Source organism: Paenibacillus sp. FSL R7-0210 (assembly GCF_038009085.1).
Classification (GTDB): domain Bacteria; phylum Bacillota; class Bacilli; order Paenibacillales; family Paenibacillaceae; genus Paenibacillus_AQ; species Paenibacillus_AQ silagei.
Genome location: NZ_JBBPAR010000001.1, coordinates 3,205,159 through 3,226,992 on the forward strand (window position 1 = coordinate 3,205,159; position 21,834 = coordinate 3,226,992).

Consider the following 21,834-nt stretch of genomic DNA (forward strand, 5'->3'; position numbering starts at 1 on the left):
CTCTCCTTGTCTCTTGTGTATGACTATCTCTTCCCCGGAAAATCCCGCTCCCGCGAAGCCAGCCCCTGCTCCAGGGCGTACCTTGTGAGCTGCGTGCGGTTCTGAAGCTGAAGCTTCTGCAGAATGTTCTTCAGGTGATTCTTAACCGTATGCTCGGAGATCCCGAGGGTGGCGGCAATCTCCTTATTGGTAGACCCGGAGGATACACAGCCCAGTATCTCCTTCTCCCGAGCCGTTAATGCCTCCCGCTCCTCCTTGACAGAGGTGACGGCGAACTCCTTCAGAATCTGGAACGCCAGCTCCCGGCTCAGCGGAACCTCTTCGCTTACAATCGCCAGCAAATATTCGATCCAGGTAGACGGAGCCAGGTTCTTCAGGAGGTACCCCTGCGCTCCCTGCTTCAGCGCTTCGAACAGATAAGAGATCTCATCCGACACGGTGACGATGACAATCCGGACATACGGATATTCCAGCTTAATGCGCCGCGTGGTCTCCAGACCGTCCATTCCCGGCATTTCGATATCGATCAGGATCAGGTCGGGCATCCATTGCCCGGTCCAGACGATCGCCTCCGCTCCGCTGGCCACCGCACCAATCACTTCAAACCGTTCATCCAGCCCCACAATCTCGGTCATCGCTTCGCGTGCATGCGCATGGTCATCGACGATCAGCACCCGGCAGCGTTCCATCCTGCGCACCCCCTTTTACAATTTCTACAGTGGTTCCGTCCGCTCCTGAGTGAAGCCTAAGCGCCCAGCCCATACTGCGGGACCGTTCCCTCATAATCTGCAGGCCATAGCTGCCGCTCACCGCAAAAGGATCATCATGCTCAATCCCCGCACCGTCATCTGCAACGGTTACACGCCAGCCGTGCTCATTCCCTTGACCTGATACGGACACCCTGCCCGCACGTGTGTGCTTACGCACATTAATAATCGCTTCACGAATGCAGGACAACAGCTCTGCCTGTTCCGCCGCTGTCAGCGCCCGCTCTTCCAGATGCCAGTCCAGCGATACCTCGATCATGACTTCTCCGGCTATTGCCGCCAGCTGCTCATGGATAGAACGCTCCAGCGAGAAGCTCTCCGCGCCGCTCAACGGCACCTTCAAATTGGCAATGGCCTGACGTACATAACGGTTAACCTCGTGAACGGTCTTCTTGATCTGATCCACACTGTCCGCGCTGATGCCGCCATCCTTGCGGCCGTGCTCCAGCCGGTCGATCCGTACAGAGAGCAGGAACAGGGACTGGGCCATGCCGTCATGCAGCTCTTTTGCCAGTGCCTCCCGTGCTTCCATCGCTCCGGTTGCCGCCCGCTCCTGCTCCAGCTCCCGCTGATTGCGCTCCATGAGGCGAAAGAGCGGCAGCAGCAGAATAATACTGAAGAGAAATACCAATACAGGTGTTAAGAAGTTGCCTGTGTCCATAGAGATGTACGGCATCAGGAACTGATGTCTCACCCACTCCCAGATACCCACCATGACCGTTGGAATCAGCAGAATAAGCACTTTAATTCGGGTATACGTCACAGTTCCCTCCTTAATTTCTGTTCGTTATTTTACCATTTCCGGGTGATCTCCGGCATGACTCTTTAGGGCTATGCCCGTCCGCATATGTTACAGAATTAAGTATTTAAAAATTAAATCATTCTCTTCATAGCTCCCATCGTCCTATCATAACGGTTAGCGAAACAATATCCGATAGGTTACACTAGGAATGACATTTAATCAAGAATACATTCATACTGACAATACAGGAGAGATATTGAAATGAAACGGATTACGATTCTAATCGCCGACGATGATCCCGACATTGCCGATCTGATCGGACTGCATTTGGAAAAAGAAGGCTACCACCCCATAAAGGTTACAAACGGCCCGGCAGCAGTGCAGGTCATCCAGTCCAGGCATATCGACCTGGCGATTCTGGATATTATGATGCCCGGGCTGGACGGGTATGAGGTGACCCGGCAGATCCGGGAGCAGCATGGGCTGCCGATTATTTTTGTGAGCGCCAAGACTTCGGATCTAGACAAAATCACCGGTCTTGTCATCGGCGCCGACGATTATATGACCAAACCGTTCAATCCCATGGAGCTGGTCGCCAGAGTGAACGCGCAGCTTAGACGTTCTATGAAGCTGAACCAGCCGGTTACCGAGCAGAAGGCCGTGGTGGAAGCCGGGGGACTGATTGTTGATCCGGACCGCCGTTCCGTAACCTTATACGGACATCCCGTGGAGCTGACGCCGAAGGAATTCGACATCCTGTATTTGCTCGCCAGCTACCCGAAGAAAGTATTCAGCGCCGAGCAGCTTTTTCAGCAAATCTGGGGTGAGGCTTATTATGAAGGCGGGAACACCGTGATGGTCCATATCCGCACCCTGCGCAAAAAGCTCGGCGATGACCAGAATAAAAATACATGGATCAAAACGATCTGGGGAGTAGGGTACACGTTCAATGGCTAAACTTGTCCGCAGCTTCCGCTTCAAAATGATATCGCTGCTGGTACTCAGCATGATTTGCTCCGGTGCTATTACCTTTGTACTCTACAAAAGCCTGCAAATGTATTATACCTCTCAGGTGAAGTATGAAGACAAGCTGACCCGCTTCCGTTATCTGATTGCCGATTTCGGCGACCTGAATTTCTTCCTGATCTTCTTCATCCCGCTGGCGCTGCTGTTCTTCTTCCTGTTCACCAAGCCGTATGCCCGCTATTTCAAAGAAATCTCGCACCATATCCGCCTGCTGGCTAACGGGGATTTCAAAAGCCGGATTCAAATCCATTCTAACGATGAATTCGAGGATATTGCCGCTGATCTGAATCAGGCCAAGGATAAGCTGGAGGAAGCGGTGGAACGCGGGGACTTCGCGGAGAATAGCAAGGACAAGCTGGTGCTGAATCTGGCTCATGATCTGCGGACTCCGCTGACCTCTGTGCTCGGCTACCTGGATCTGGTGCTGAAGGACGGGGAGTTAACCGCTGAACAAGTGAAACATTACACCACAATTGCCTACACCAAATCACAGCGGCTGGAAAAGCTGATCGACGAGCTGTTCGAGATTACCCGGATGAACTACGGCATGCTTACCGTGGAGCAGCGCCCCCTGGATCTGAGCGAGCTGCTGGTCCAGCTGAACGAGGAATTGTATCCTCTGCTGGAGAACAACGGGCTGACTGCCCGCACCCAGGTCACTCCGCAGCTCAAAATTACCGGAGACGGGGAACTGCTGGCCCGGGTGTTCGAGAACCTGCTGACCAATGCGGTGCGTTACGGCAAAGACGGCCGTTATGTCGATGTCCGCTGCTACCCGGAGGGTGAGACTATCGTTGTCCAGGTCATGAACTACGGAGATAGGATTCCGGCGGAGGACCTGCCTTTTCTGTTCGATATGTTCTATACAGGTGACCGGGCACGGACCCATCAGGAAGGCAGTACCGGGCTGGGATTATTCATTGCCAAAAATATCGTCGAGCAGCATCAGGGGACGATCTCCGTACAGAGTGACACGATCCGCACGCTCTTCGAGGTCCGTCTGCCGGGTGTGATCCAATAGTCTGGTCCAGCTGTAGCAGTGTTACCGTCCTTTTAGAATTTAGAAGGGCGTTTTTTTGCGTTGACACTTCAGGTGGAAACGGCTTTAGTTTTATCTTTTAAGAAAAACTTTATCTTTCCCCCACTTCTATTTAAACACACTCCTCTATGCTTAAGTCATTGAAACAAGGAGGACGAGAACATGAAGAAATGGTTATTGTTAATTGTGATTGCCTTGCTGATCGGGTATGAGTGGATGTCCAGGGATAAAGAGGATGCCAAGGCAGATCTGAATATTAAGACGGTACGAGTCTCTGCAGATAATGGTTCGAAGACTCTGACAGTGATCCCGAAGGGCCAAATTTATCAGGGGAACCTGCTGCTGGTCAACAAGGATTACCCCGTTCACGATACAGGAGTCAGCCAGGATATCGTACGTCTGCTCGATCATGAGGAGCTGACTTCCGGCTACCTGCTGCTGGATCACAAAACGCTGCTCTCCAGGCAAGTCGCGGAGAAATTCACAGAGATGGTACATGCTGCAGCCGGGGATGACATCAACAGCTTCCTGATCAGCAGCGGATATAGGGACAATGACAAGCAGCAGCAGTTATACGATGAAAAAGGGGCCGACTACGCTCTTCCACCCGGATACAGCGAGCATAACCTGGGCTTGTCGCTTGACATCGGCTCCTCCCAAATGGCCATGAGCCATGCCCCTGAAGGGCAGTGGCTGCGTGAGCATGCATGGGATTACGGCTTCATTCTGCGCTATCCTGAGGATAAAACAGACATCACCGGCATCAAGTATGAGCCATGGCATTTCCGTTATGTAGGACTTCCGCACAGTGTGATTATGCGCGACAAGAACTTCACGCTTGAAGAATATCTTGAATTCCTAAAGGAGCAGAAGTCGATTGCCACTACCGTTAACGGGGTTGAATATCAGATCTCCTATATCGAAATTAACGGGAATACTCCTGTCCCTACCCCTGACGCCCAGCACGTTGAGTTCTCCGGCGACAATATGAACGGTGTGATTATGACGGTCTATCCTTAATGACTAACCCATATAACAGTACAATCTACAGAAAGCGGTGATGTAAAATGAATCAGGCACACAAGCAGACAAAGTACGGTTTGCAGGTACTGTTTACCGTCTACGTGTATATTTTGTTTAAAATCATTTTGTTCAAATTCGGGTCGATGGATCTCCCGTTTCTATGGCAGCAGCTTCAGCACAGCCCGGGCCATATTGCGGCCAGTCTGCAACGCGGAAATCTGATCCCGCTGGCCACCTTGACTAACACCTATCACCATATCAGCACTAGCACCGTCGTTAATTTCTTGGGAAATATCGCCTTGTTTATCCCTTATGGCATCTTCCTGGTGCTGCTCAACCCGAATGGAAAAGGCAGCGGCTCCTTCACCGGTGTCCTGCTGTGGTCCTTCGCGTTAAGCGCGGTGCTGGAATGCTCGCAAGCCGTCTTCTATATTGGAACGTTTGATGTGGATGATCTGCTGTTGAACACCTTCGGCGGAATACTGGGATACATGCTGATGAGGCCAATCATGATGATCTATATGTCAGGCAGACAAGGCTCCTCCGTCACCCAGAAGTAACGGGGAGCCCTGCTGTCCGTTCGCCCTGCTCACAAGGGAGAGATATAGCGGCCATATTCGATGGCTAGCTCTGTGAAGCCATTGCCTTCCTGCTTCAGGAAAAAGCTGTTCACACTCTCCGCTCCCCACCAGTTCAGCCCAAGCAGTAGTCCCTCTGCCGATTGTGCCGCGAACAGCAGGGAGAACATCTGCGGGTTCACCTCACCGCCGTCATCGACACGCCAGACTGAATATTCATTATCCGTAATCTCCGCAGGATAGTCCTTGAAGCTGAGCTTCCCGCCTTCCACCAGCACAAGGCTAAACAACATATCCTTATCTTGTCTTACGAATTGCACCAGATAGAGCTGTCTGTCCGGGCCAAGCCCGGCCAGCTTCCAGGCTGCCTGGATCTTCCGCCCTTTGGCAGTTTCTACACTCTTACGAAGCGGATCACCAGCTGCAAGCTGCGGGCCTGCCGGGTCAGCGGGCTGAAGCTCCAGCAAGGCTGCCTGCGGAAAGACCGCAGAATCAACCAGAACATAGGTCTCATCCCGCATCGCTGCGTCACCCTCTACCTTGAACAGATACCCGGACAGATTCGGAATATTATTCGCCAGCTCCCGTCCGTTGTTGTTCTCGTTACCCGTCTGCCATTTCTCCAGCTTCACAGCCAGCACCTGGCCTCCGTTCCCGATGGCAGTGTTCAGGGACTTCATCTGCTCCCCGGCGCCCTCCTCTTCCCTGGTGACCATGATATGACTCCCGGTCTCACTCGCGAATCCGAAGACTGGCTGCAGCTTGGCAGGGTCGAGCAAGGCAGCCGGGGCTGGAGAAGCCGTAGCTGACGATGATGCTGTCGGAACCGCACTTGGCGGGCTATCCGTCTGCTGAGCAGCTGGCGATGGACTGCCGGTAGACGGCCCGGCCGATGCTGCTGCACTGCTGGCAGCGTCATTGCTATTCGTTCGGGCACACCCGGTCAGGCTAAAGACTATGGCTGCTGCAAAAATAAGACTTCCGGCCGCTCTTACCCTGTGCCGGAAACTGTGCTTCGCTTGATTCATAACGGTCCTCCAATATAATTTAGTCGAAAATCCCCATGCTGAGGTAACGTTCCCCGGTATCGGGCGCGATACATAACACCCGCTTCCCCCGTCCCAGGCGCTGCGCCTCCTGCAAGGCCGTCCAGACTGCGGCTCCGCCTGAAGGTCCGAGCAGAATTCCCTCGGTACGGGCCAGTTCTCTTACCATCTCCAAGGCGTCCTCATCGGATACCTGCACGATCTCATCGTAAATGCTGGTATTCAGAATCGCCGGCACGAAGCCCGGGCTGGTCCCCACCAGCTTATGCGGCCCGGGCTGGCCGCCGGACAGCACCGGCGAACCCTGCGGCTCCACGACAACCACGCGCAGCTCCGGCAGTCGTGCGCGCAGAGCCTCGCCGGTTCCGGTGATGGTGCCGCCTGTCCCGGAAGTGGCAACGAAGACATCCAGCCTCCCTTCCATCTGTTCCAGAATTTCCGGCGCGGTGGTGGTGCGGTGAATATCCGGGTTCGCCTGATTCTCGAACTGCTGCGGGATGAAGCTGCCAGGGATCTTCCGTCCCAGCTCCACCGCCTTGGCAATCGCACCGGGCATCCGCTCCGCCGCCGGAGTAAGCACCACTTCCGCCCCGTAGGCTTTCAGGATATTGATCCGTTCCTTCGTCATATTATCCGGCATGATCAGGATCGCCTTATACCCTTTCGCTGCCGCGTTCATCGCCAGTCCAATCCCGGTATTCCCGCTGGTCGGCTCGATAATCGTCCCGCCCGGCTGCAGCCGTCCGTCCAGCTCCGCCTGCCGAATCAGATTATAAGCCGCCCGGTCCTTGACGCTGCCGCTGGGATTGAACATCTCCAGCTTCACATACAGCTCCGCGTCCTCCGGTCCGGTTACCCGGTTCAAGCGTACAACCGGCGTGCCGCCAATCAGCTCTGTAATATTATTGACTACCCGCTTCGTCATGGGTGTGCCTCCTTTGTTTCGGTCCTTATCCTATGCACGATATAACACCCATTGTATAGTTACGGGATAGCATTTGTCGATTATCAGGTGCAGCAGTAAAAGCCGCCTCCCACAAAACGGGAGACGGCTTTCTGCTCTGTTTCTGCTCAATGATACCTGCGGTAGCGGTGCAGGTTCAGTGAGATCTCTTCACGTGCCTCTAAGGATTCACCGTTATCGTGAACGTGGAGGTTGTGTTTTTGATCGGCGTTACCGTGTTCAGAATCTTCAGGTTGTTGAAGACCACGCTGCCCACTGCCGGTCCCTGGCCGGGCTCCGGCAATTCATTAGCCCAGATGCCGACACCGGATTTGGCGTCGAAGGCGTCACCACTCTTGAGGGCACCGGAAATCGTAATGTTCGAGAAGATCGTATCGGCTACGGGGAACTGCGGCGTAGAGCCGGAATAGTTCGTCTGGAACATAATTCCGTGATAGGTCGGGTCGATGATGTCCACATCGCTGACCCGGATGCCCTGGAACACCTTGGAAGCGGAGAATACCCAGATGGCCGGGAAGGTCTGTGCGCCCCAGAAATGTCCGCCTGAGCGGACGACGGAGATATTCTGGAAGTTCGTCGTCGGTGATGCCCCGAAGCCGTTCATCGGATAACCAAAGTCCAGCGAGCTGATCGTAATCCCCGAATAGCAGAGAGTATCCGCAATATAGATGTTGCGGAAGGTATTCGCATACCCGCCGTAGACGGCAAGACCGGCTGCCCGCCAGGTCAGGATGGACGTCAGATTCTCATAGACATTGTCCTTCATGTCGGAGCCGCCGGAATCGATCGCCGAGAACAAGGCGAAGCTGTCGTCTCCGGTTGCCCGGGCCTCGATGTTAGACACGAGATTGTTCGTGCTGCCGTTGGTCATATTGATGCCGTCGGCAAAGGTATTGCGGATGCGCGAGTTTTTAATGACCATATAATCGGTATTCGCGCCCCAGTACATACACACCTGATGCTCCGTCCAGATATTATCAATTGTCATGTTCGCCACATTGGAGAAGTCGAACACCTTGCCGGGGCCGTCAATCCGTGAAGTATAGTTGCCGAAGTAGGCAAACCCCGAGAAGGTTGAGCCATTCGCTGAATCTGTCGCGCGGAAGCCGATGTCTGTATTCGACTGGTTGAGCGGAGCGTAGAACCGGGTATACCACGGTCCGGCTCCGATGATCTTCACTGCCTTGCCGTAGACCTGGAATTTATTCGAGGTCTCATAGTTTCCGGCAGGAAGATAGACACCCGCAAGATTACCCGTTGTATCCATACGGACTTTATCCAGCGCATTCTGCACATCCTGATGAGTGAATCCAAGCGGAACGGTATACTTGGACGGGTCAGGATTGGCTATTGGCGATACCTGCTCCAGGCTCACGAAGTCTATCGCATATTGCGAAGTGTTGGCTGCATCCTTCTGCAGCCGGATCGTGCTGCCTGCCGGAATCGTGCTGTCGAACATGATATTCGCTTCGTCATAGATGTGACGCGGGGATCCGGCACTCGGCGAATTGCCGGGACTGGCCTCCGAGCCATACAGCCAGGCGTATTTGGAGGTCAAGGTAATAGCCTTGTTGAACACTCCATTGACGTAGATGTTGAGTGTAGCTGTAGTGCCGTCACCGCCCGGAGCATCGGGAATAGAGAACCGGGTAACCAAGGTATTCGTGCTGGCTTTGGTCGTGAATTCAACATAGCTGCCTGTGGTATTCAGCGTAACGGCCCGTCTGCCTGAAGCTTCACCGGCCAGATCGCCGATATTCCGGTTCGGTGCCAGCTTGACAGCTCCGCCGCCGATCACTCCATCCTCTGCCTCATACATGTCGTAAGGCATATTAGCCCCGCGTCCGATGTAGAGCGACTGGTTCTGGATGTTGTTGGCCCGCTTTACCGCCAGTTCGTTGCCATCCACGGCAATCTCTGTTTTGACATTATATTTTCCGTTCACCGCCGTCCAGGTCCCAAGAGCCACAGGGGCCGTAGTACTTCCGGCAGCAATGACACCGTTATAGGAGCCAGTCAACGTTCTGAGGACTGCGCCTGTCGTAGCATCGGTCAAGGTCAGCGTAATGTTGTGCGCACCGCTGGCTGAGGCCGCCGTTCCCTGATTCTTAATGGCTACCGAGAAGCTGACCGTGTTGCCTGCTGCCGGGTTGCCGGGAGACCAGCTGACCGGAGAAGCAATCAGATCCGAGCTGGATACTGGGTTCACAGTAAGGCCCGCAGGATGGGCATAGCTGTTATTGCCCTCATTCAGCTCAATGACATTGTTGTTCTCGTCAACCTTGGCGCTTACCGTATAGGTTCCGGCATCCTTGGCTCCGAGGCTGAAGGATACATTCGCGGAAGCTCCTGCGGCGAGCGCACCCACCGGTGCTGTCCCGGCAAGGGTGGTGCCGACATAGAAGCTGACTGTGGTTGCGGCCGAAGCCGCTGAGCCGATATTCTTGACGCTGGCACTCAGCGTGAGGGCATCGGTCTCCACCGGAGCGGACGGACTCCATGACATTCCGGTTACCGTCAGGTCAGGATTCGCCGCCGGTGTGCCGATGACTTGTAGCTCGGCTACCTGTCCGGCGCCTGAACCGGAATTCGCCGTAATTCTCAGCTGCAGCTCACTGACTGTAGCGGTCACCGGAATGGTCACTGAATTGCCGCTGGCCGGATTAAACGTATACTCCGCCGCAGATACCAGACTGGTGAACGTTCCTGTGGACTGGTTATGTCCCAGCACCTGGATCGTCTGGGTACGGGTTGACCAGGCGGCTGCCGGATTGAGCTTCACGACCACCGAGGTGACATTGGCATTCGCGCCGAGGCTGATGGTCAGCGTATTCGGGTAGCTGCCGCCCGCACCTTCCCAGTAGGTAGTGACATCTCCATCATTGGCATTGGAGGGGACGAAGGTGAAGACGGAAGAAGAAGCATGGATAGCCTTGCCGACCGCCAGATTCGAGCCGGGACCCGTGCTCGGGGTGGCCGTTGGCGTGATCGTCGGAGCCGGAGTCGCCGTTGGGGCTACAGTAGGTGTAGCTGTCGGTGCAACGGTCGGCGCGATCGTTGGAGCTACGGTTGGCGTAGCCGTTGGGGCTGCGGTCGGCACAGCCGTCGGAGCTGGCGTTGCCGTTGCCGTCGGCGTCGAGGAAGCGCTCAGCACAAGCTGATCCAGATTCACATTGCCGGAGTCAGACGCATCATATTTGTAAGCAATGGTGTTGGTTCCGGCGTTCAAGGCAAGAATCTCTGCCTGTGTCGACCAGGTATCCCAGTTCGAGAGATTGGCAAGCGAGGTCTGCTTGACCTTCGTGCCGTTCACGTAGATACTCAGCGTCTTCGTACTGCCGGAGGCATTGGCATACCTCAGGGCTGCGCTGTAATTCCCTGCCGCCGGAGCCGTTACCGTGAAGGTTGTGACTGCTCCCTGCGTCAGGTAGCCATCTACGAAGGCAGCACCGGTATAGCCGCTGTGATCGGTATTCGTCTTGGCCCCGCCGGATAAGGCAGCGGCCTCCGCTTCATAGGTTCCGGGTGGCGAGGCCGTGGTGCCGTACACCTCAATCTCCGACAGCTGTGCTGCGGGCCAGCCGGTGTTGCCCGTGAAGTTGATTTTGACATACCGGGCGGTTGCAGCTGTGAAGTTGATGGTGACGGAGTTCGCACTGCCCGGATTGAAGGCATACCCCGCAGACGCCGCCAGATTGCTGTAAGACGCATCATCCGTACTGCCTTGCACAGACAGCGTCTGTGTTCTGGCTTCCCAGCCCGCAGGCAGCTTCAGTACAACCTGATTCACACTGCTGCTGGCACCCAGATCCACCTTGATCCATTGCGGAAAAGCATTGCTGGCACTCTCCCAGTACGTACCCTGGTTACCGTCATTAGCATTCGCTGCTACATACACATCACCGACTGAGCTTGCGCTGATCGTCTTGCCCTGAGCCAGATTGCCTGCCGCCGCCCCCACTGCCGGAAATAACGCGAGCTGTCCCACACATAACACAAGCATCAGACCGTACATCAGGAATGTCCTTGCTACCGAAGACCTAGTTCTGCTGATCATTTGACAACCACCTCCCATAGATTATGGTGCCACCTTCGAGTATGCGCTTTCATAAAACAAATTATGGTAATAATATAAGATAGAGCCTGGCTCAGGTCGATGGCGTATTCTATGAAAAGTATGTGCGTACATACGGAGCGCTCAGGGAGAGAATGGACCTAACTGAAGTCGGCATACCCGCGGACGGCAGATGCTTTTACAATGAATACAACAACAAGCCACAGCGCAGGAGGAATCAGCTATGAATGAAAGTACCAGGCAGGAGCTATTATCCAAAAACGAAAAATTGATCAACATGGTGATCGAGCGGGCCAAACGGGATTATCCAGAGGAGATTGCGGTGATCGGGCTTACGGGCTCTTGCCGTACCGGGGATTATCATGAGAAAAGCGACCTGGATCTGATCATCATCAATAATAACAACCAAGGCTGGGGCATCTCGTCCTGCTTCATTCTGGGGGATGTCGGTTATGATATCTACTGCACTCCTTGGGAGACCCGGATCGAAGAACAGGCCGCGCTTGAAAGTCCGATGATCTCCTCTCTAATAGATTTGCAGGTGCTCTACTATGCCAAGCCTGAGGATCTGGAGAAGCTTAGGGTCTATCAGCAACGGGCGCGAGATACTCTGGCGAAGCCCATGGGGCGCGATTCTCTGGAACGGGCGAAGAAATGGATCAATCTGGCGAAGCAGGAATACGCGAATGTTTGTCTTGCGGAGGATAAGGGAGCCGTTAGGCTGGCTTCAGCGGAGTTGGTCTACAATCTGGTGAACGCTTTGACGCATATGAACAATACTTATCTGAAAAGAGGGCTGAAAAGATACCTGGAGGACACCGCAGCTTACCGCTACCTCCCTGAGAATTATGAGACGATCTATATGAATGTGATCTGCGCGATGACGACGGACGAGATCCGAAGTACCTCCGGCATTTTGCTCAAAAGTATCCTCGATCTGTACAGCACCCTGTATCAGAAATATGTGGAACAGCCTGTTCCTACCTATGATAATCTGGCGGGCACCTATGAGGAATTATGGTGCAACTACCGCAACAAGATCATTGCCAGCGCTGAAAGTAAGGATGCTTCTTACGCCTTCTACGCCGCCATGGGAGCGCAGGGTCTGCTGGATGAAATGACTGAGTCGCGGGGAACCCGGAAGTTCGAACTCATGCAGTATTTTGATGCAAGTAATCTGGATCTGTTCAAGGACCGGTTCCTCCAGGCAATGGATGACTATCTGGAGGAATATCAGCGGGTCGGCCGGCAGCCCCAGCGTTACGATACTTGTGAAGAGCTGTACCGGCAATATATGAAAAAGTAACAGATAAGCAAGATCAAGCCCCCTCCCTTCGTTCAGGTTGGGGGCTTGCCTAATTATACATTGAAGCGTGCTACCAGACCTTGCAGACCTTGCGCCAGCATGCTGAGGGCACTGGCAGAAGAGGCGATCTGTTCCACTGAAGCCATCTGCTCTTGTGATGCGGCGGATACTTGCTGTGTACTTGCCGCTGTAGTCTCCGAGATATGCGTAACGTTACGGATAGAGTCTACAATCTCTTCGGTCGCTGCCGTGATTTCTTCTACCGCGCCGGATACCTCCTGAACCTGTCCCGCTAGTGAATCAATCGAATGGCGGATGGCATTGAAGGACTGCCCGGCCTCTTCTATGATCCGGGTTCCCCCCAGCACTTCGTTCATGCTGTTCTTCATCACCTTCACTGCATGATCTGCATCGGCCTGGATACCGGTTGCCATTTCAGCAATCTGATTGGCGGAATCTGCGGACTGCTCAGCCAGTCTGCGCACTTGATCGGCTACCACAGCAAATCCTCTGCCGTGCTCTCCGGCCCGGGCCGCTTCTATGGTCGCATTCAGTGCCAGCATATTCGTCTCCGAGGCGATCCCCTTGATCACCCCGACAATGCTGCTAATGTCCTGTGAACGCTTCACGAAGCCCATAACCTTTTCCGATAAGGACTGAATGGATTCGTTGATGGAATCCATCTGCCGGACGGCAGATTGCAGGGATAGATCCCCGGCCACCGCATAATCTGCAGAACGCAGGGAAGCTTCCGAGATATCCTGTACACTGGCAGCAATCAGCTGAATACCGTCCGACATTTCAATAATGGTGTTCATGTTAGTCTGCAGGTCATTCATCTGCATGCCCGCACCACTTGCGACCTCACCCATAATTCCGGAGATCTTCTCGGTCGTTTCGGCGGTCAATCCGCTATCCGAGGTCAGCTTCACTGAAGAAGCCGCCAGACCGTTCGCGGATAGCTTCACCTGGGTGATCATCGTTGCCAGATTATCGGTCATTGTATTGAAATTCCGGGCCAGCTCACCGATCTCATCCTTCGTCTGCACACTAAGCTTGCGGGTTAGATCGGCATCGCCGTCGGCAATCTCCTGAAGCTGCCTGTTGACATCTTTCACCGGCTTCAGTATCCGGGCAGACAATACGAATGCGATCAACAGAGCCAGTACCACCGATAATCCCGTCACCCCCATGCTGGTAATCATAGAGGAGCTGCGGTGGGTTGCCGCCTGACTCTGTTCCTTCATAATTTCATCATGCAGCATCGTCTCGAACACCAGCTGTGAATCGATGATCGTCGTAAGGGAGAGGCTTGTGAACGACTTCTGCGCTTGCGGGAAGTTCCCTTCCTTGGCCAAGGCAAAAGCCTGCTCCAGCACCGTCAGATAATTGTCCCATTCTCCCTCCAGATTCTGAATTCCTGCAAGCTCCGCTTCATTCAGACCGGCTCCCTTAAGCTCTTCGACTGAGGCTGTAATCTCTGGTATCTTGGCTTCATAGGCGGTCAGATTGGCTGTTCTCTCCTCCGTGGTATTACTCATCACATACCTTGCGGCCAGACCGTCCGCCGTCCGGATATCATCGGTTAATTTCTGTACCATCGACAGCTTGCTGTAATTACGGTTGATCTGCTCTGTAAGCATAGTCACCTTAGCCTGAAAAATAGTACTGCCTAGTATAGCGAGAATGAACACGATAATTACAGCGGCGAAGCCAAACATGATTTTGGCCCGGATTCCTCTAAGTCTGTTGAACATTATAACTACCTCCACTCGATATGTAAGCTCTGCTATGTAATCTCTACGTATCGTACATCATCATTCTTAAATGAAACTGAAATATGCTGCCGGGAGCACAAAAAAACCTCCACCCCTGCCAAAAGCAGGAATGGAGGTTCTATGAATTACATCTCTTAATTCCGGTTCAATCATACAGGTTCCCGTTCGCAAGCATTGCCAGCCGCTCCTCATCCCGCACAATCAGCCGGCCGTTCCTGCGTTCAATAATCCCATCTTCAATGAGGCGGCGCACTACCCGATTCAGATGCCGGTAGCTGGTGCCGAGCAGATCGGCGGTCTCTGTCAGCGTGGAGGTGCGGATCTCTTCTACACGCTGGGCGCCAGTGTTGTCCGCGAACAGCGACATCAGATAGCTGGCGAACCGGTTCTCCACCGGATAGAGCACATTCATGGCTGAGGTCTGGCCGAGCGTGTACATTTTGTGGCTCAGCTCTCCGACCAGGAAACGCAGCAGCGCTGTATTGTCTTCAATCTCCCGGAGCAGCAGCTTCCTTCCGGCGACAAGCAGCAGGCTGTCCCCTACGGAGACCACTTCATTCTTGACGGGATACTGGCGCAGCAGCTCCACATCCCCGATCACCGACATCGGCCGGGCGAACCGGACCAGCATCGACTTGCCGTTAGGCAGCAGCGTATGAATCTTCAGCTTGCCCTGCATCAGGAAAAACATATGCTCCAGCCGGTCGCCAACCGAGCAGACTGCCTCCCCTCCGCCGTAACGCCGAAGCTCCATTTGGGCAATGGCGCTGCTGCTGAACATGGCTGTGAGACCATTCTGCGCGGTAAGGCTTCGAACCGCCTCCGGATTTATAATCGATTGCATGAGGTTCTTCTCTCCTTGTGTCATTTCTGCTGAAATTACTGTATCACAAGCCTGAGCACAGAAGCTATTTCTGCGTTACCTCTCCTGCAAAATACTCCGCAAGCGCTCTGCGCTCCCGGTGATTCGCCAGATTGAATGATGGCCAGCTCTGCTTAGGCTGAGTACGGTAAGACAGTCTGCTGCGCAGCGCCTCGTCCAGAATCCCCTTCTCCTGCTTGCTGAATTCGATCAGCTCTGGAACCACATCTGCGGAGAGTCCGGCCAGGTAACTGGCATCCAGTGTGCCGCTTGCTTCATAACGCTGGATATTCTGCTGCGCAATGATATGATCCATCCCTATATAGTTCATCAGCACGTAGGAGAGCAGGCCGAGCACGATGTAACATTTTAGAAGCGGGAAGGGTTCCCGGCTAATCCGCACGGCCGCCAGCACCAGCAGCAATCCGAGGAAGATCATGAAGGCATGCACCAGGAACCGGATGTAGGTGTAACCGTACGCCTCTTCATATAGAGTCAGCCGCGAGTACGCAGAATACAGCATGACCATGGAGCATAACACCAGAATATACAGCAGGAGCTGAATGACCCGCTTCAGAATTCCGCCCGCTTTACGCACTGCCAGCAAGGACAACAGCAAGATCGCAAAGTTAATGGATGTGACCAGAATCAGCTCCAGAAAACCGCTCCGCGCATAGTCCGCATACGTACTATTCTCCGGCAGAATCCCGTCCCAGGCGCCGAACAAATACGAGAACTGGACACTCACAAATAGCATGTACACCGCATTGATTGCGGTCAGCACGGTAGTGATAATGACCGGGTCATCAAGACCGATACCCTCCTCCCCTGCTTCAGCCGCTTCCAGCTTCTGCCCCATCGCATCAAACTCACTGACCAGAGGAGTGCGGATATAGGATTTACTCTGTACGAACCCCCAGACGAAGCCGAACATGCCCAGCCCGAGCAGCAGAACCCACAGGCCCCGGAAGATCCAGTCCCCCAGTGAAATATTGTCAAAAATCCCCGGGAGTGCTTCCAGCAGCTGACTGAACACTCCGTCCGCCGTGGAGAGCAGCGAGATCACAATCAGCAGCAGCGGCACGGAAATCAGCAGGCCGATCAGCACCCGCATCAATACCTGCTTGCGTTCATTCGGTATCCCGCCTTTGCCCCGGCGCAGCAGCCTCAATGCCGTGGCCCAGTTGCGCAGACTTTGCGGGAACAGATGCTCAAGGGCCGCGCCGATCAGTGCGAGTCCGCTCCAGGCGGGCTTGCGGTAACTAAGCATATACGTCATATGTAATAGAATGAGCACCGGAATAACAACGATATTAAGCGCAAAGAAAAACCAGTTGCCGAACAGCATATAGGTCAGGGACAACAGAAATATGGACACCATCCAAACATAGCTGAACCAGGTCTGCTTGCGCAGCTGCTCCTTGGCGAAATAGAGCATAAAAGTATAAAATAAGACCACAAAAATCGGGTATGAGATCCCCGGCATTTTGCCGTAGAACAGGTACTGATGCACAATCGCAAGCAGAAATGCGGCCAGTAAGGCTACACGCCCAAGCCCCGGTTTGGATACCGTTTGTTCGTCCATGGTAAATTCCCCCATCTTTTTACTGTCATATCCTGATTCTAGCTGATAAAATAAGAAGAAAAAGAGAAATATAATATTATTAATTTCCTATTTTATAAATTAGGCAGGAGGAGAATGTCCCATATGAAGCTGCACAGTCAATTCCTGAAGCTGCATTCGCAGCATGGAGGTCCGGCCGAGATCTCTGTCACCCTGGACGAGCTGGCCTTGACCCTTGGCTGCACCCACCGCAATGCACTGCATGTGATCCGCAAAATGGCCGATCTAGGCTGGATCACCTGGACCCCCAGCCGGGGACGGGGGCGGCGCTCCAAGCTGGTGTTCCTCGCAGCGGCCGAGGACATTGCCCTGGAATCCATGAAGCAGGCCATAAGCAGCAAGGATATCAGCAGCGCCCTGGAGGGCATCCGCGGACATGCCCGCACCTCATCGCTGCAGGACACGCTGCAAGGCTGGCTGCTGGCTTACTTCGGGCATCATGCCGAGGTGCACAGCGACAAGCGGATCGATACGCTGCGGCTGCCGGTCACCCAGCAGCTCCATACCTTCGATCCGCTCTACATGAATTTGCTGGCGGAGTCGTTTGTCTCGAGCCATGTTTTTGACGGGCTGGTCGGCCGCAGCGGTGAACGCGGCAAGGTGATCCCCGGCCTGGCCCATGCCTGGGAGATAGACGGGAGCCGGACGGCCTGGACTTTTCATCTGCGCAAGGAGGTCTTGTTCCATCATGGCAAGGTACTGACCGCCGAGGATGTCGTCTACTCGTTCGAACGGATGATGTCTACCTCGCAGCGCATGCTGTACAGCTATATTGTCAAAGAGATTCAGGAGGTCCAGGCCTTGAATGCCTCTACCGTCCGCATCCTGTTGAAGAAGCCGAATGAGCTCTTCCTTCCCTTCCTCTGCACCAGCCGGGCGGCAATTGTGCCCCGCGATCTGGAATCCATTGGAGAGAATCTGTTTGGACGCAGGCCTGCGGGCACCGGTCCGTTCAAGGTCGTAGAGATGAATGAGGATACCTGTGTGCTGGAGGTGTTCCCTTATTATTTTCAGGGGCGGGCCCATCTGGACCGTGTAGAGATTATCTATGTCCCATGGAGCCTTGACCGGGAGCCCTCAGAGACCAGATCTGCCTTCCATGTCATCCCGAATCCGTCAGCAGCGGGCGCAGACTCTCTAAGCAGAATCCACTCCGAGTCCTATGTCCGCAAATTCGTAACCTGCAACACGAAGAAAAAGGGACCGCTAAGCGATCCCCTTCTCCGTGCCGAACTGCTGTCCTGTCTGCATGAAGCGCCGAGAGTGCCCTTCCGGCATTTCGCAGCGCCTCCGGCTGAAGTCTTGCAGATTGCCACAATCCCGCAGTACGCCGGGGATGCCGAATACATCGCCGCAAGACTAACGCAGCATGGATATTCCTGCAAGGTGTTATCCGTGTCGCCGGAGGAATTCAAAGGTCCGATCCGCCTGAAGTCCGACCTGATCGTCTTCTCGCTGCTCCGCGACCAGGACGAGCAGCTCCGGCTGTACGACCTGTACCTGACCCTCTCGCAGCATATCGAGCCACGCACCCGTGCGGGCATTGAGGGCAGGCTGCGCCAGATCTCGCGGGAGCCTGACGCCGCCGTTCGGGCGGAAGGCTTCCGGGTGATCGAGGATACTCTAACCCGTGACCACCAGCTGCATATTCTCTACGAACGGCCTGCCGAGACCGCCTATCTGCCCTCCGTGCGCGGGGTGACCTTCAACAGCCAGGGCTGGGTCGATCTGCGCCATCTGTGGTTTCCGCCGGAGCTGTAGATATGAAGTAGAAGTTCGGGGGAGGCTGACTACACCGCCAGACTATATTAGGACCAGCAGCCTCCTTTATTCTGTACCGGGTAAATACGTATCCAGACCTCTGCGCACCAAATTAGGCGAGACTGGCTTCCGGCCGAGTTCCCTGGACCAGATCGAGAGCTGGCCGATGTGATGAATCTCATGCGCGGCAACATGGCGCATCACTTCGCCCCATCTATGCTGGGTAACCTGCCCATCCGGCCGCTCCTCCCTTAGAATCCTCTGTTCCAATCCCTCATTCCAGGCCACTATGAAGGACTCCACCTCCGGCCGGAAGCGTGCGTCCACCTCTCTGATTTTCTGCAAAGTATTGTACTCCGTGAAGTCTAAACGGATATCCGGCTTACCTTCCATATCCCGGACCCAGCTTAATTCCACATCCACAATATGCACCAGCGTCTGCAGGATTCCGCCCACCCCGCCAATGCGTGTCTTCACAAGTTCTTCTTCCGGCAGCTCCTCACACCATTGATACCATTCCTCGCGGACCTGCCAGTTATAACGAAATAAGGTTTGCATGGTTGTCCTCCTTAGATTTGAACTCAAAGCTTGGTCGTCGCTGCGGTGAACATTTGGACTGCTGGCCGCTGTTGCTGATTAAACCGCTGCTATATAAAATGCACTTAAGATCTGAACTCCAAGCATGGTCGTCGCTGCGGTGAACATTTGGCCCTCCGGCCGCTGTTGTGTTTGGATTTCCAGATTATAGCCGCTCCTCGCGGTAGAAATCCAAACACAAAGGCGGACGCTATCGCTCCTCCAGTTCCAAATTTCCCCTCCGCTTCTTTTTGCTTTTTGTTAATTGCTTTAGTGCTTCTTATAAAGCGGAAAATCCCGTGACATAGCGGGTGCTATCGCCCCCAGAGTTCCAAAATCCCTCTCATATTCTTTTGCTTTTTGTTAATTGCTTTAGTGCTTCTATATACTATATACCTTACCCTTTTCTTCGTCGGATGCTATAGAATCTCATCGCTGTGGGAACGCCCTTAATCTCCAGCACCCCGCTATAGATCAGCTCTCTCACCCTGTACTCAAAATAAGCATCACCGACATACTGCTCACAGTATCCGAGCGCCTCACCGACCAGCCGTGCTGATTTCAGGAATCCATCATCCCCTGGCGGCGGCTGAAGCGAGTCCAGCTTCTCCAGCAGATAGCTGTCGTAGTAATCAGCGGGCACTTCCAGCAGGGCATTCTCTTGCCAGATTCGCAGTACGCCGGACTGCCCGGAAATCGTCAGCCAATCCTGAGACACCCGCGCGATATCGCCAGCACTCAACCTGTTGCCCTCATCAATTCGCAGAAGTGCTTCCCGGAGCTTGTCTGACGGAATCTCACCGGAATGATAGTAATTTATATAAGCATCCGGCCGGTTGAACAGTTCCTCACAGATTGCGCAGGCATCACACACTATGATCTCATTCTGTCTGTTCCCCAGCAGATGAGCGGTTAGCCGCAGCGCAGTCTGCTCGCAAGCATTGCCACTGGTCCAGATCACAATTTGGGCCAGTTCGGGAATCTGCTCCAGATTGTCCAGCAGCTCCGTGTACTCTTCTTCACAATCATATGAGACATTATAGTTTTCCGTTATATTTTGGCGGAACCAGTCGCTGCGGAGCTTCCTCCCTACTGGCGTATCCAACTGCTCCAGCGGACCTATAGCATAATTCTCCCGCAGGATAATCAGCTTATGCGTATCCTTCCAGCCAAATTCTTTAAGCACCTGCTTCACACTGCCTCCGAAGGAGTCGCCGCAGAGAATGTGAATATGAGTGTCCTTCAAACGGATTCACCTCTGATTCAAAATCGAAATTGAAATTAATTTCCGGAACGGTCGAGCAGGCGCCCTTTTACAAGTAAATAAGCTGGAGTACTCGGTGTTTCGGTTTTAACGGTAACCTCAATCGTTCCATCCTTACGAACAGCTGGTCTTTCCCGCTTCTGTGCCGGAAACTGAATCAATTGATCATCATAAAGTATATACGCTGCTACATCCGCCGCTCCTTCAGAAACATCCTTACCTGTTATATTCTTCGCCTTTACCGTAAAGCTGCCTTTTTCAGGATCAAAGGTGTAAGAAACTGGCCGGAACGCATCATCGCTAATAATCTTCCCCGGCGGGGAAGTGAAGGGACCTTGCTCAATGTCCTCTAAAGAATACTTGATCATATCCGTCTGCATCAAGGTTTCACCCGTCAGCGTGTAGAGCTGATTCGACTGATCCCATTTGCTCACAATGCCCAGACGTCCGGCCAGCACACTGACCGGAATGAACATCGAATTCTGCTCCATCACCGGAACCGTATCCATTGACCCGGCAACCCCGTTAACCGAAACAGATTTGGAACCAATAGTGAACTTAACCGTTACACTATCCTTTTCGATGGCAGCTGTTCTAGCCTTAGCATCATAGCTGACCTTCGCCCCCATCAGCTCACTAATGGAGCGAAGCGGGATCATCGTCCGGTAGTTGGCATCCACATATGGCGCCTTCGGTGCTGTATAGAGCACATAATAATCGTTGATTTTCAGAAGCGCAGGGTATTTCTTAGCCGCTGCCTCTACCTTTCCCGGATTCACACCCGTCAACATGGCGAAGCTCAACCCCGCAGCCAGTAAGGCTGTCAACACTTTTTTACCTGTCTTCATCCCAAACATCCTCTCTTTTCCTCTATTTCATATTTTTCTATCATCTTTCTTATTACTCCAAATTTCCACATCAGTTGCGCCTCTCTACTAAAATCTAACAACCGGCACAGGGATGCAGTGTCATTTTCGTGACATGCCTTTTCTCAGCTTGAACACGTAAAAGCCGTTTGAATACTGACTTGAGATATTTATAATTAGAGTGAAGTTATTGCAAAGGAGATTATTATTATGAGCTATGATATTCATATTACAAGAGCAAATCATTGGACAGAGAGTACGGAAAACCCCATTTCACTTGACGAGTTAAAGGATATATTTTTGAATAAAAATGATTTCGAGTATTCGAATATTTTCACAACATCTGGCCCATTTCAAATATCAATAAGTGGTGATTTTTTCATATGGAAGGTTGATGAAGTAACGGTTCCTTTTCGTTATTCTAATGGTAGACTTACAGTTTCCGGAGCCAATGAAGGCAATGTGATTGATAAGATGAAGGAGATTGCAATTGAACTTAATGCCAAAGTACAAGGGGATGAAGGAGAATTATACTAA

The 21,834-nt window shown here is 53.4% G+C and carries 18 protein-coding genes; 7 read left to right on the plus strand and 11 right to left on the minus strand.

The window, feature by feature from the left end; all coding sequences use genetic code 11:
• Positions 1–23: 23 nt before the first annotated feature.
• Together MKY64_RS14025 and MKY64_RS14030 are read right to left on the minus strand one after the other, a co-directional pair.
• Positions 24–689 (minus strand): response regulator, encoded by a 666-nt coding sequence (locus MKY64_RS14025; protein WP_209877779.1) that lies wholly within the window; start codon positions 687–689, stop codon positions 24–26.
• Positions 658–1,530, minus strand: a complete 873-nt coding sequence (locus MKY64_RS14030) for a sensor histidine kinase (RefSeq protein ID WP_209877781.1) — start codon at positions 1,528–1,530, stop codon at positions 658–660. Before MKY64_RS14030 ends, MKY64_RS14025 begins: the two co-directional genes overlap by 32 nt.
• Before the next feature lie 240 nt (positions 1,531–1,770).
• On the opposite strand from MKY64_RS14030, the gene MKY64_RS14035 reads away from it, so the two are divergent.
• From MKY64_RS14035 to MKY64_RS14050, 4 genes are all read left to right on the plus strand, one after another.
• Positions 1,771–2,466: a response regulator transcription factor gene (locus MKY64_RS14035; protein WP_339255891.1), complete on the plus strand. Its 696-nt coding sequence runs from the start codon at positions 1,771–1,773 to the stop codon at positions 2,464–2,466.
• Complete coding sequence (locus tag MKY64_RS14040; protein ID WP_340953560.1) at positions 2,459–3,556, plus strand: HAMP domain-containing sensor histidine kinase; 1,098 nt, start codon at positions 2,459–2,461, stop codon at positions 3,554–3,556. The genes MKY64_RS14035 and MKY64_RS14040 overlap by 8 nt, the downstream gene beginning before the upstream one ends.
• Positions 3,557–3,736: 180 nt before the next feature.
• On the plus strand, positions 3,737–4,594 hold the full coding sequence (locus MKY64_RS14045) for a M15 family metallopeptidase (protein WP_340953562.1): 858 nt from the start codon (positions 3,737–3,739) through the stop codon (positions 4,592–4,594).
• A gap of 47 nt (positions 4,595–4,641) precedes the next feature.
• A complete protein-coding gene (locus tag MKY64_RS14050; RefSeq protein WP_036729627.1) occupies positions 4,642–5,157 on the plus strand; it encodes a VanZ family protein in 516 nt (171 codons plus the stop codon).
• 29 nt (positions 5,158–5,186) lie between these two features.
• On the opposite strand, the gene MKY64_RS14055 is transcribed toward MKY64_RS14050, so the two are convergent.
• The 3 genes from MKY64_RS14055 to MKY64_RS14065 form a co-directional block, all read right to left on the minus strand.
• Complete coding sequence (locus tag MKY64_RS14055) at positions 5,187–6,203, minus strand: hypothetical protein (protein ID WP_340953567.1); 1,017 nt, start codon at positions 6,201–6,203, stop codon at positions 5,187–5,189.
• 19 nt (positions 6,204–6,222) lie between these two features.
• Positions 6,223–7,146, minus strand: coding sequence for a cysteine synthase A (gene cysK / locus MKY64_RS14060; RefSeq protein ID WP_036729630.1), 924 nt, complete (start codon positions 7,144–7,146; stop codon positions 6,223–6,225).
• A 199-nt stretch (positions 7,147–7,345) separates the two neighbouring features.
• The gene (locus MKY64_RS14065; protein WP_340953570.1) at positions 7,346–11,242 is read right to left on the minus strand and encodes a galactose-binding domain-containing protein; all 3,897 of its coding nucleotides are present in this window, start codon (positions 11,240–11,242) and stop codon (positions 7,346–7,348) included.
• A 241-nt stretch (positions 11,243–11,483) separates the two neighbouring features.
• Between MKY64_RS14065 and MKY64_RS14070 the strand changes: the two genes are divergently transcribed.
• Positions 11,484–12,566: a nucleotidyltransferase domain-containing protein gene (locus MKY64_RS14070; protein ID WP_340953572.1), complete on the plus strand. Its 1,083-nt coding sequence runs from the start codon at positions 11,484–11,486 to the stop codon at positions 12,564–12,566.
• Positions 12,567–12,619: 53 nt separating this feature from the next.
• Here the strand turns inward: MKY64_RS14070 and MKY64_RS14075 are convergent, their stop codons facing one another.
• The 3 genes from MKY64_RS14075 to MKY64_RS14085 all read right to left on the minus strand — a co-directional run bounded on the left by MKY64_RS14075 (position 12,620) and on the right by MKY64_RS14085 (position 16,791).
• Positions 12,620–14,323: a methyl-accepting chemotaxis protein gene (locus MKY64_RS14075; RefSeq protein ID WP_340953574.1), complete on the minus strand. Its 1,704-nt coding sequence runs from the start codon at positions 14,321–14,323 to the stop codon at positions 12,620–12,622.
• Positions 14,324–14,489: 166 nt separating this feature from the next.
• Positions 14,490–15,188, minus strand: a complete 699-nt coding sequence (locus tag MKY64_RS14080) for a Crp/Fnr family transcriptional regulator (RefSeq protein ID WP_340953577.1) — start codon at positions 15,186–15,188, stop codon at positions 14,490–14,492.
• Between the two features lie 64 nt (positions 15,189–15,252).
• Entirely contained in the window at positions 15,253–16,791 is a 1,539-nt protein-coding gene (locus tag MKY64_RS14085) for a DUF4153 domain-containing protein (protein WP_340953580.1), read from the minus strand.
• A gap of 123 nt (positions 16,792–16,914) precedes the next feature.
• On the opposite strand from MKY64_RS14085, the gene MKY64_RS14090 reads away from it, so the two are divergent.
• Positions 16,915–18,591 (plus strand): ABC transporter substrate-binding protein, encoded by a 1,677-nt coding sequence (locus MKY64_RS14090; protein ID WP_340953582.1) that lies wholly within the window; start codon positions 16,915–16,917, stop codon positions 18,589–18,591.
• Positions 18,592–18,657: 66 nt separating this feature from the next.
• Here the strand turns inward: MKY64_RS14090 and MKY64_RS14095 are convergent, their stop codons facing one another.
• The 3 genes from MKY64_RS14095 to MKY64_RS14105 form a co-directional block, all read right to left on the minus strand.
• Entirely contained in the window at positions 18,658–19,149 is a 492-nt protein-coding gene (locus MKY64_RS14095) for a DinB family protein (protein WP_340953584.1), read from the minus strand.
• Positions 19,150–19,564: 415 nt separating this feature from the next.
• Entirely contained in the window at positions 19,565–20,413 is an 849-nt protein-coding gene (locus tag MKY64_RS14100) for a DUF1835 domain-containing protein (protein WP_340953587.1), read from the minus strand.
• 35 nt (positions 20,414–20,448) lie between these two features.
• Positions 20,449–21,279 carry a copper amine oxidase N-terminal domain-containing protein gene (locus MKY64_RS14105; RefSeq protein WP_340953590.1) on the minus strand — a complete coding sequence of 277 codons (831 nt, stop codon included), beginning with the start codon at positions 21,277–21,279 and terminating at the stop codon, positions 20,449–20,451.
• Between the two features lie 228 nt (positions 21,280–21,507).
• Here MKY64_RS14105 and MKY64_RS14110 point away from each other — a divergent pair, with 228 nt between their 5' ends.
• Positions 21,508–21,834 (plus strand): hypothetical protein, encoded by a 327-nt coding sequence (locus MKY64_RS14110; protein ID WP_340953593.1) that lies wholly within the window; start codon positions 21,508–21,510, stop codon positions 21,832–21,834.

Coding starts and splice junctions, on each gene's coding strand:
- MKY64_RS14025 (WP_209877779.1), bottom strand. CDS start 689: ATGGAACGCTGCCGGGTGCTGATCGTCGATGACCATGCGCATGCACGC.
- MKY64_RS14035 (WP_339255891.1), top strand. CDS start 1,771: ATGAAACGGATTACGATTCTAATCGCCGACGATGATCCCGACATTGCC.
- MKY64_RS14040 (WP_340953560.1), top strand. CDS start 2,459: ATGGCTAAACTTGTCCGCAGCTTCCGCTTCAAAATGATATCGCTGCTG.
- MKY64_RS14045 (WP_340953562.1), top strand. CDS start 3,737: ATGAAGAAATGGTTATTGTTAATTGTGATTGCCTTGCTGATCGGGTAT.
- MKY64_RS14050 (WP_036729627.1), top strand. CDS start 4,642: ATGAATCAGGCACACAAGCAGACAAAGTACGGTTTGCAGGTACTGTTT.
- MKY64_RS14055 (WP_340953567.1), bottom strand. CDS start 6,203: ATGAATCAAGCGAAGCACAGTTTCCGGCACAGGGTAAGAGCGGCCGGA.
- cysK (WP_036729630.1), bottom strand. CDS start 7,146: ATGACGAAGCGGGTAGTCAATAATATTACAGAGCTGATTGGCGGCACG.
- MKY64_RS14065 (WP_340953570.1), bottom strand. CDS start 11,242: ATGATCAGCAGAACTAGGTCTTCGGTAGCAAGGACATTCCTGATGTAC.
- MKY64_RS14070 (WP_340953572.1), top strand. CDS start 11,484: ATGAATGAAAGTACCAGGCAGGAGCTATTATCCAAAAACGAAAAATTG.
- MKY64_RS14075 (WP_340953574.1), bottom strand. CDS start 14,323: ATGTTCAACAGACTTAGAGGAATCCGGGCCAAAATCATGTTTGGCTTC.
- MKY64_RS14080 (WP_340953577.1), bottom strand. CDS start 15,188: ATGCAATCGATTATAAATCCGGAGGCGGTTCGAAGCCTTACCGCGCAG.
- MKY64_RS14085 (WP_340953580.1), bottom strand. CDS start 16,791: ATGGACGAACAAACGGTATCCAAACCGGGGCTTGGGCGTGTAGCCTTA.
- MKY64_RS14090 (WP_340953582.1), top strand. CDS start 16,915: ATGAAGCTGCACAGTCAATTCCTGAAGCTGCATTCGCAGCATGGAGGT.
- MKY64_RS14095 (WP_340953584.1), bottom strand. CDS start 19,149: ATGCAAACCTTATTTCGTTATAACTGGCAGGTCCGCGAGGAATGGTAT.
- MKY64_RS14105 (WP_340953590.1), bottom strand. CDS start 21,279: ATGAAGACAGGTAAAAAAGTGTTGACAGCCTTACTGGCTGCGGGGTTG.
- MKY64_RS14110 (WP_340953593.1), top strand. CDS start 21,508: ATGAGCTATGATATTCATATTACAAGAGCAAATCATTGGACAGAGAGT.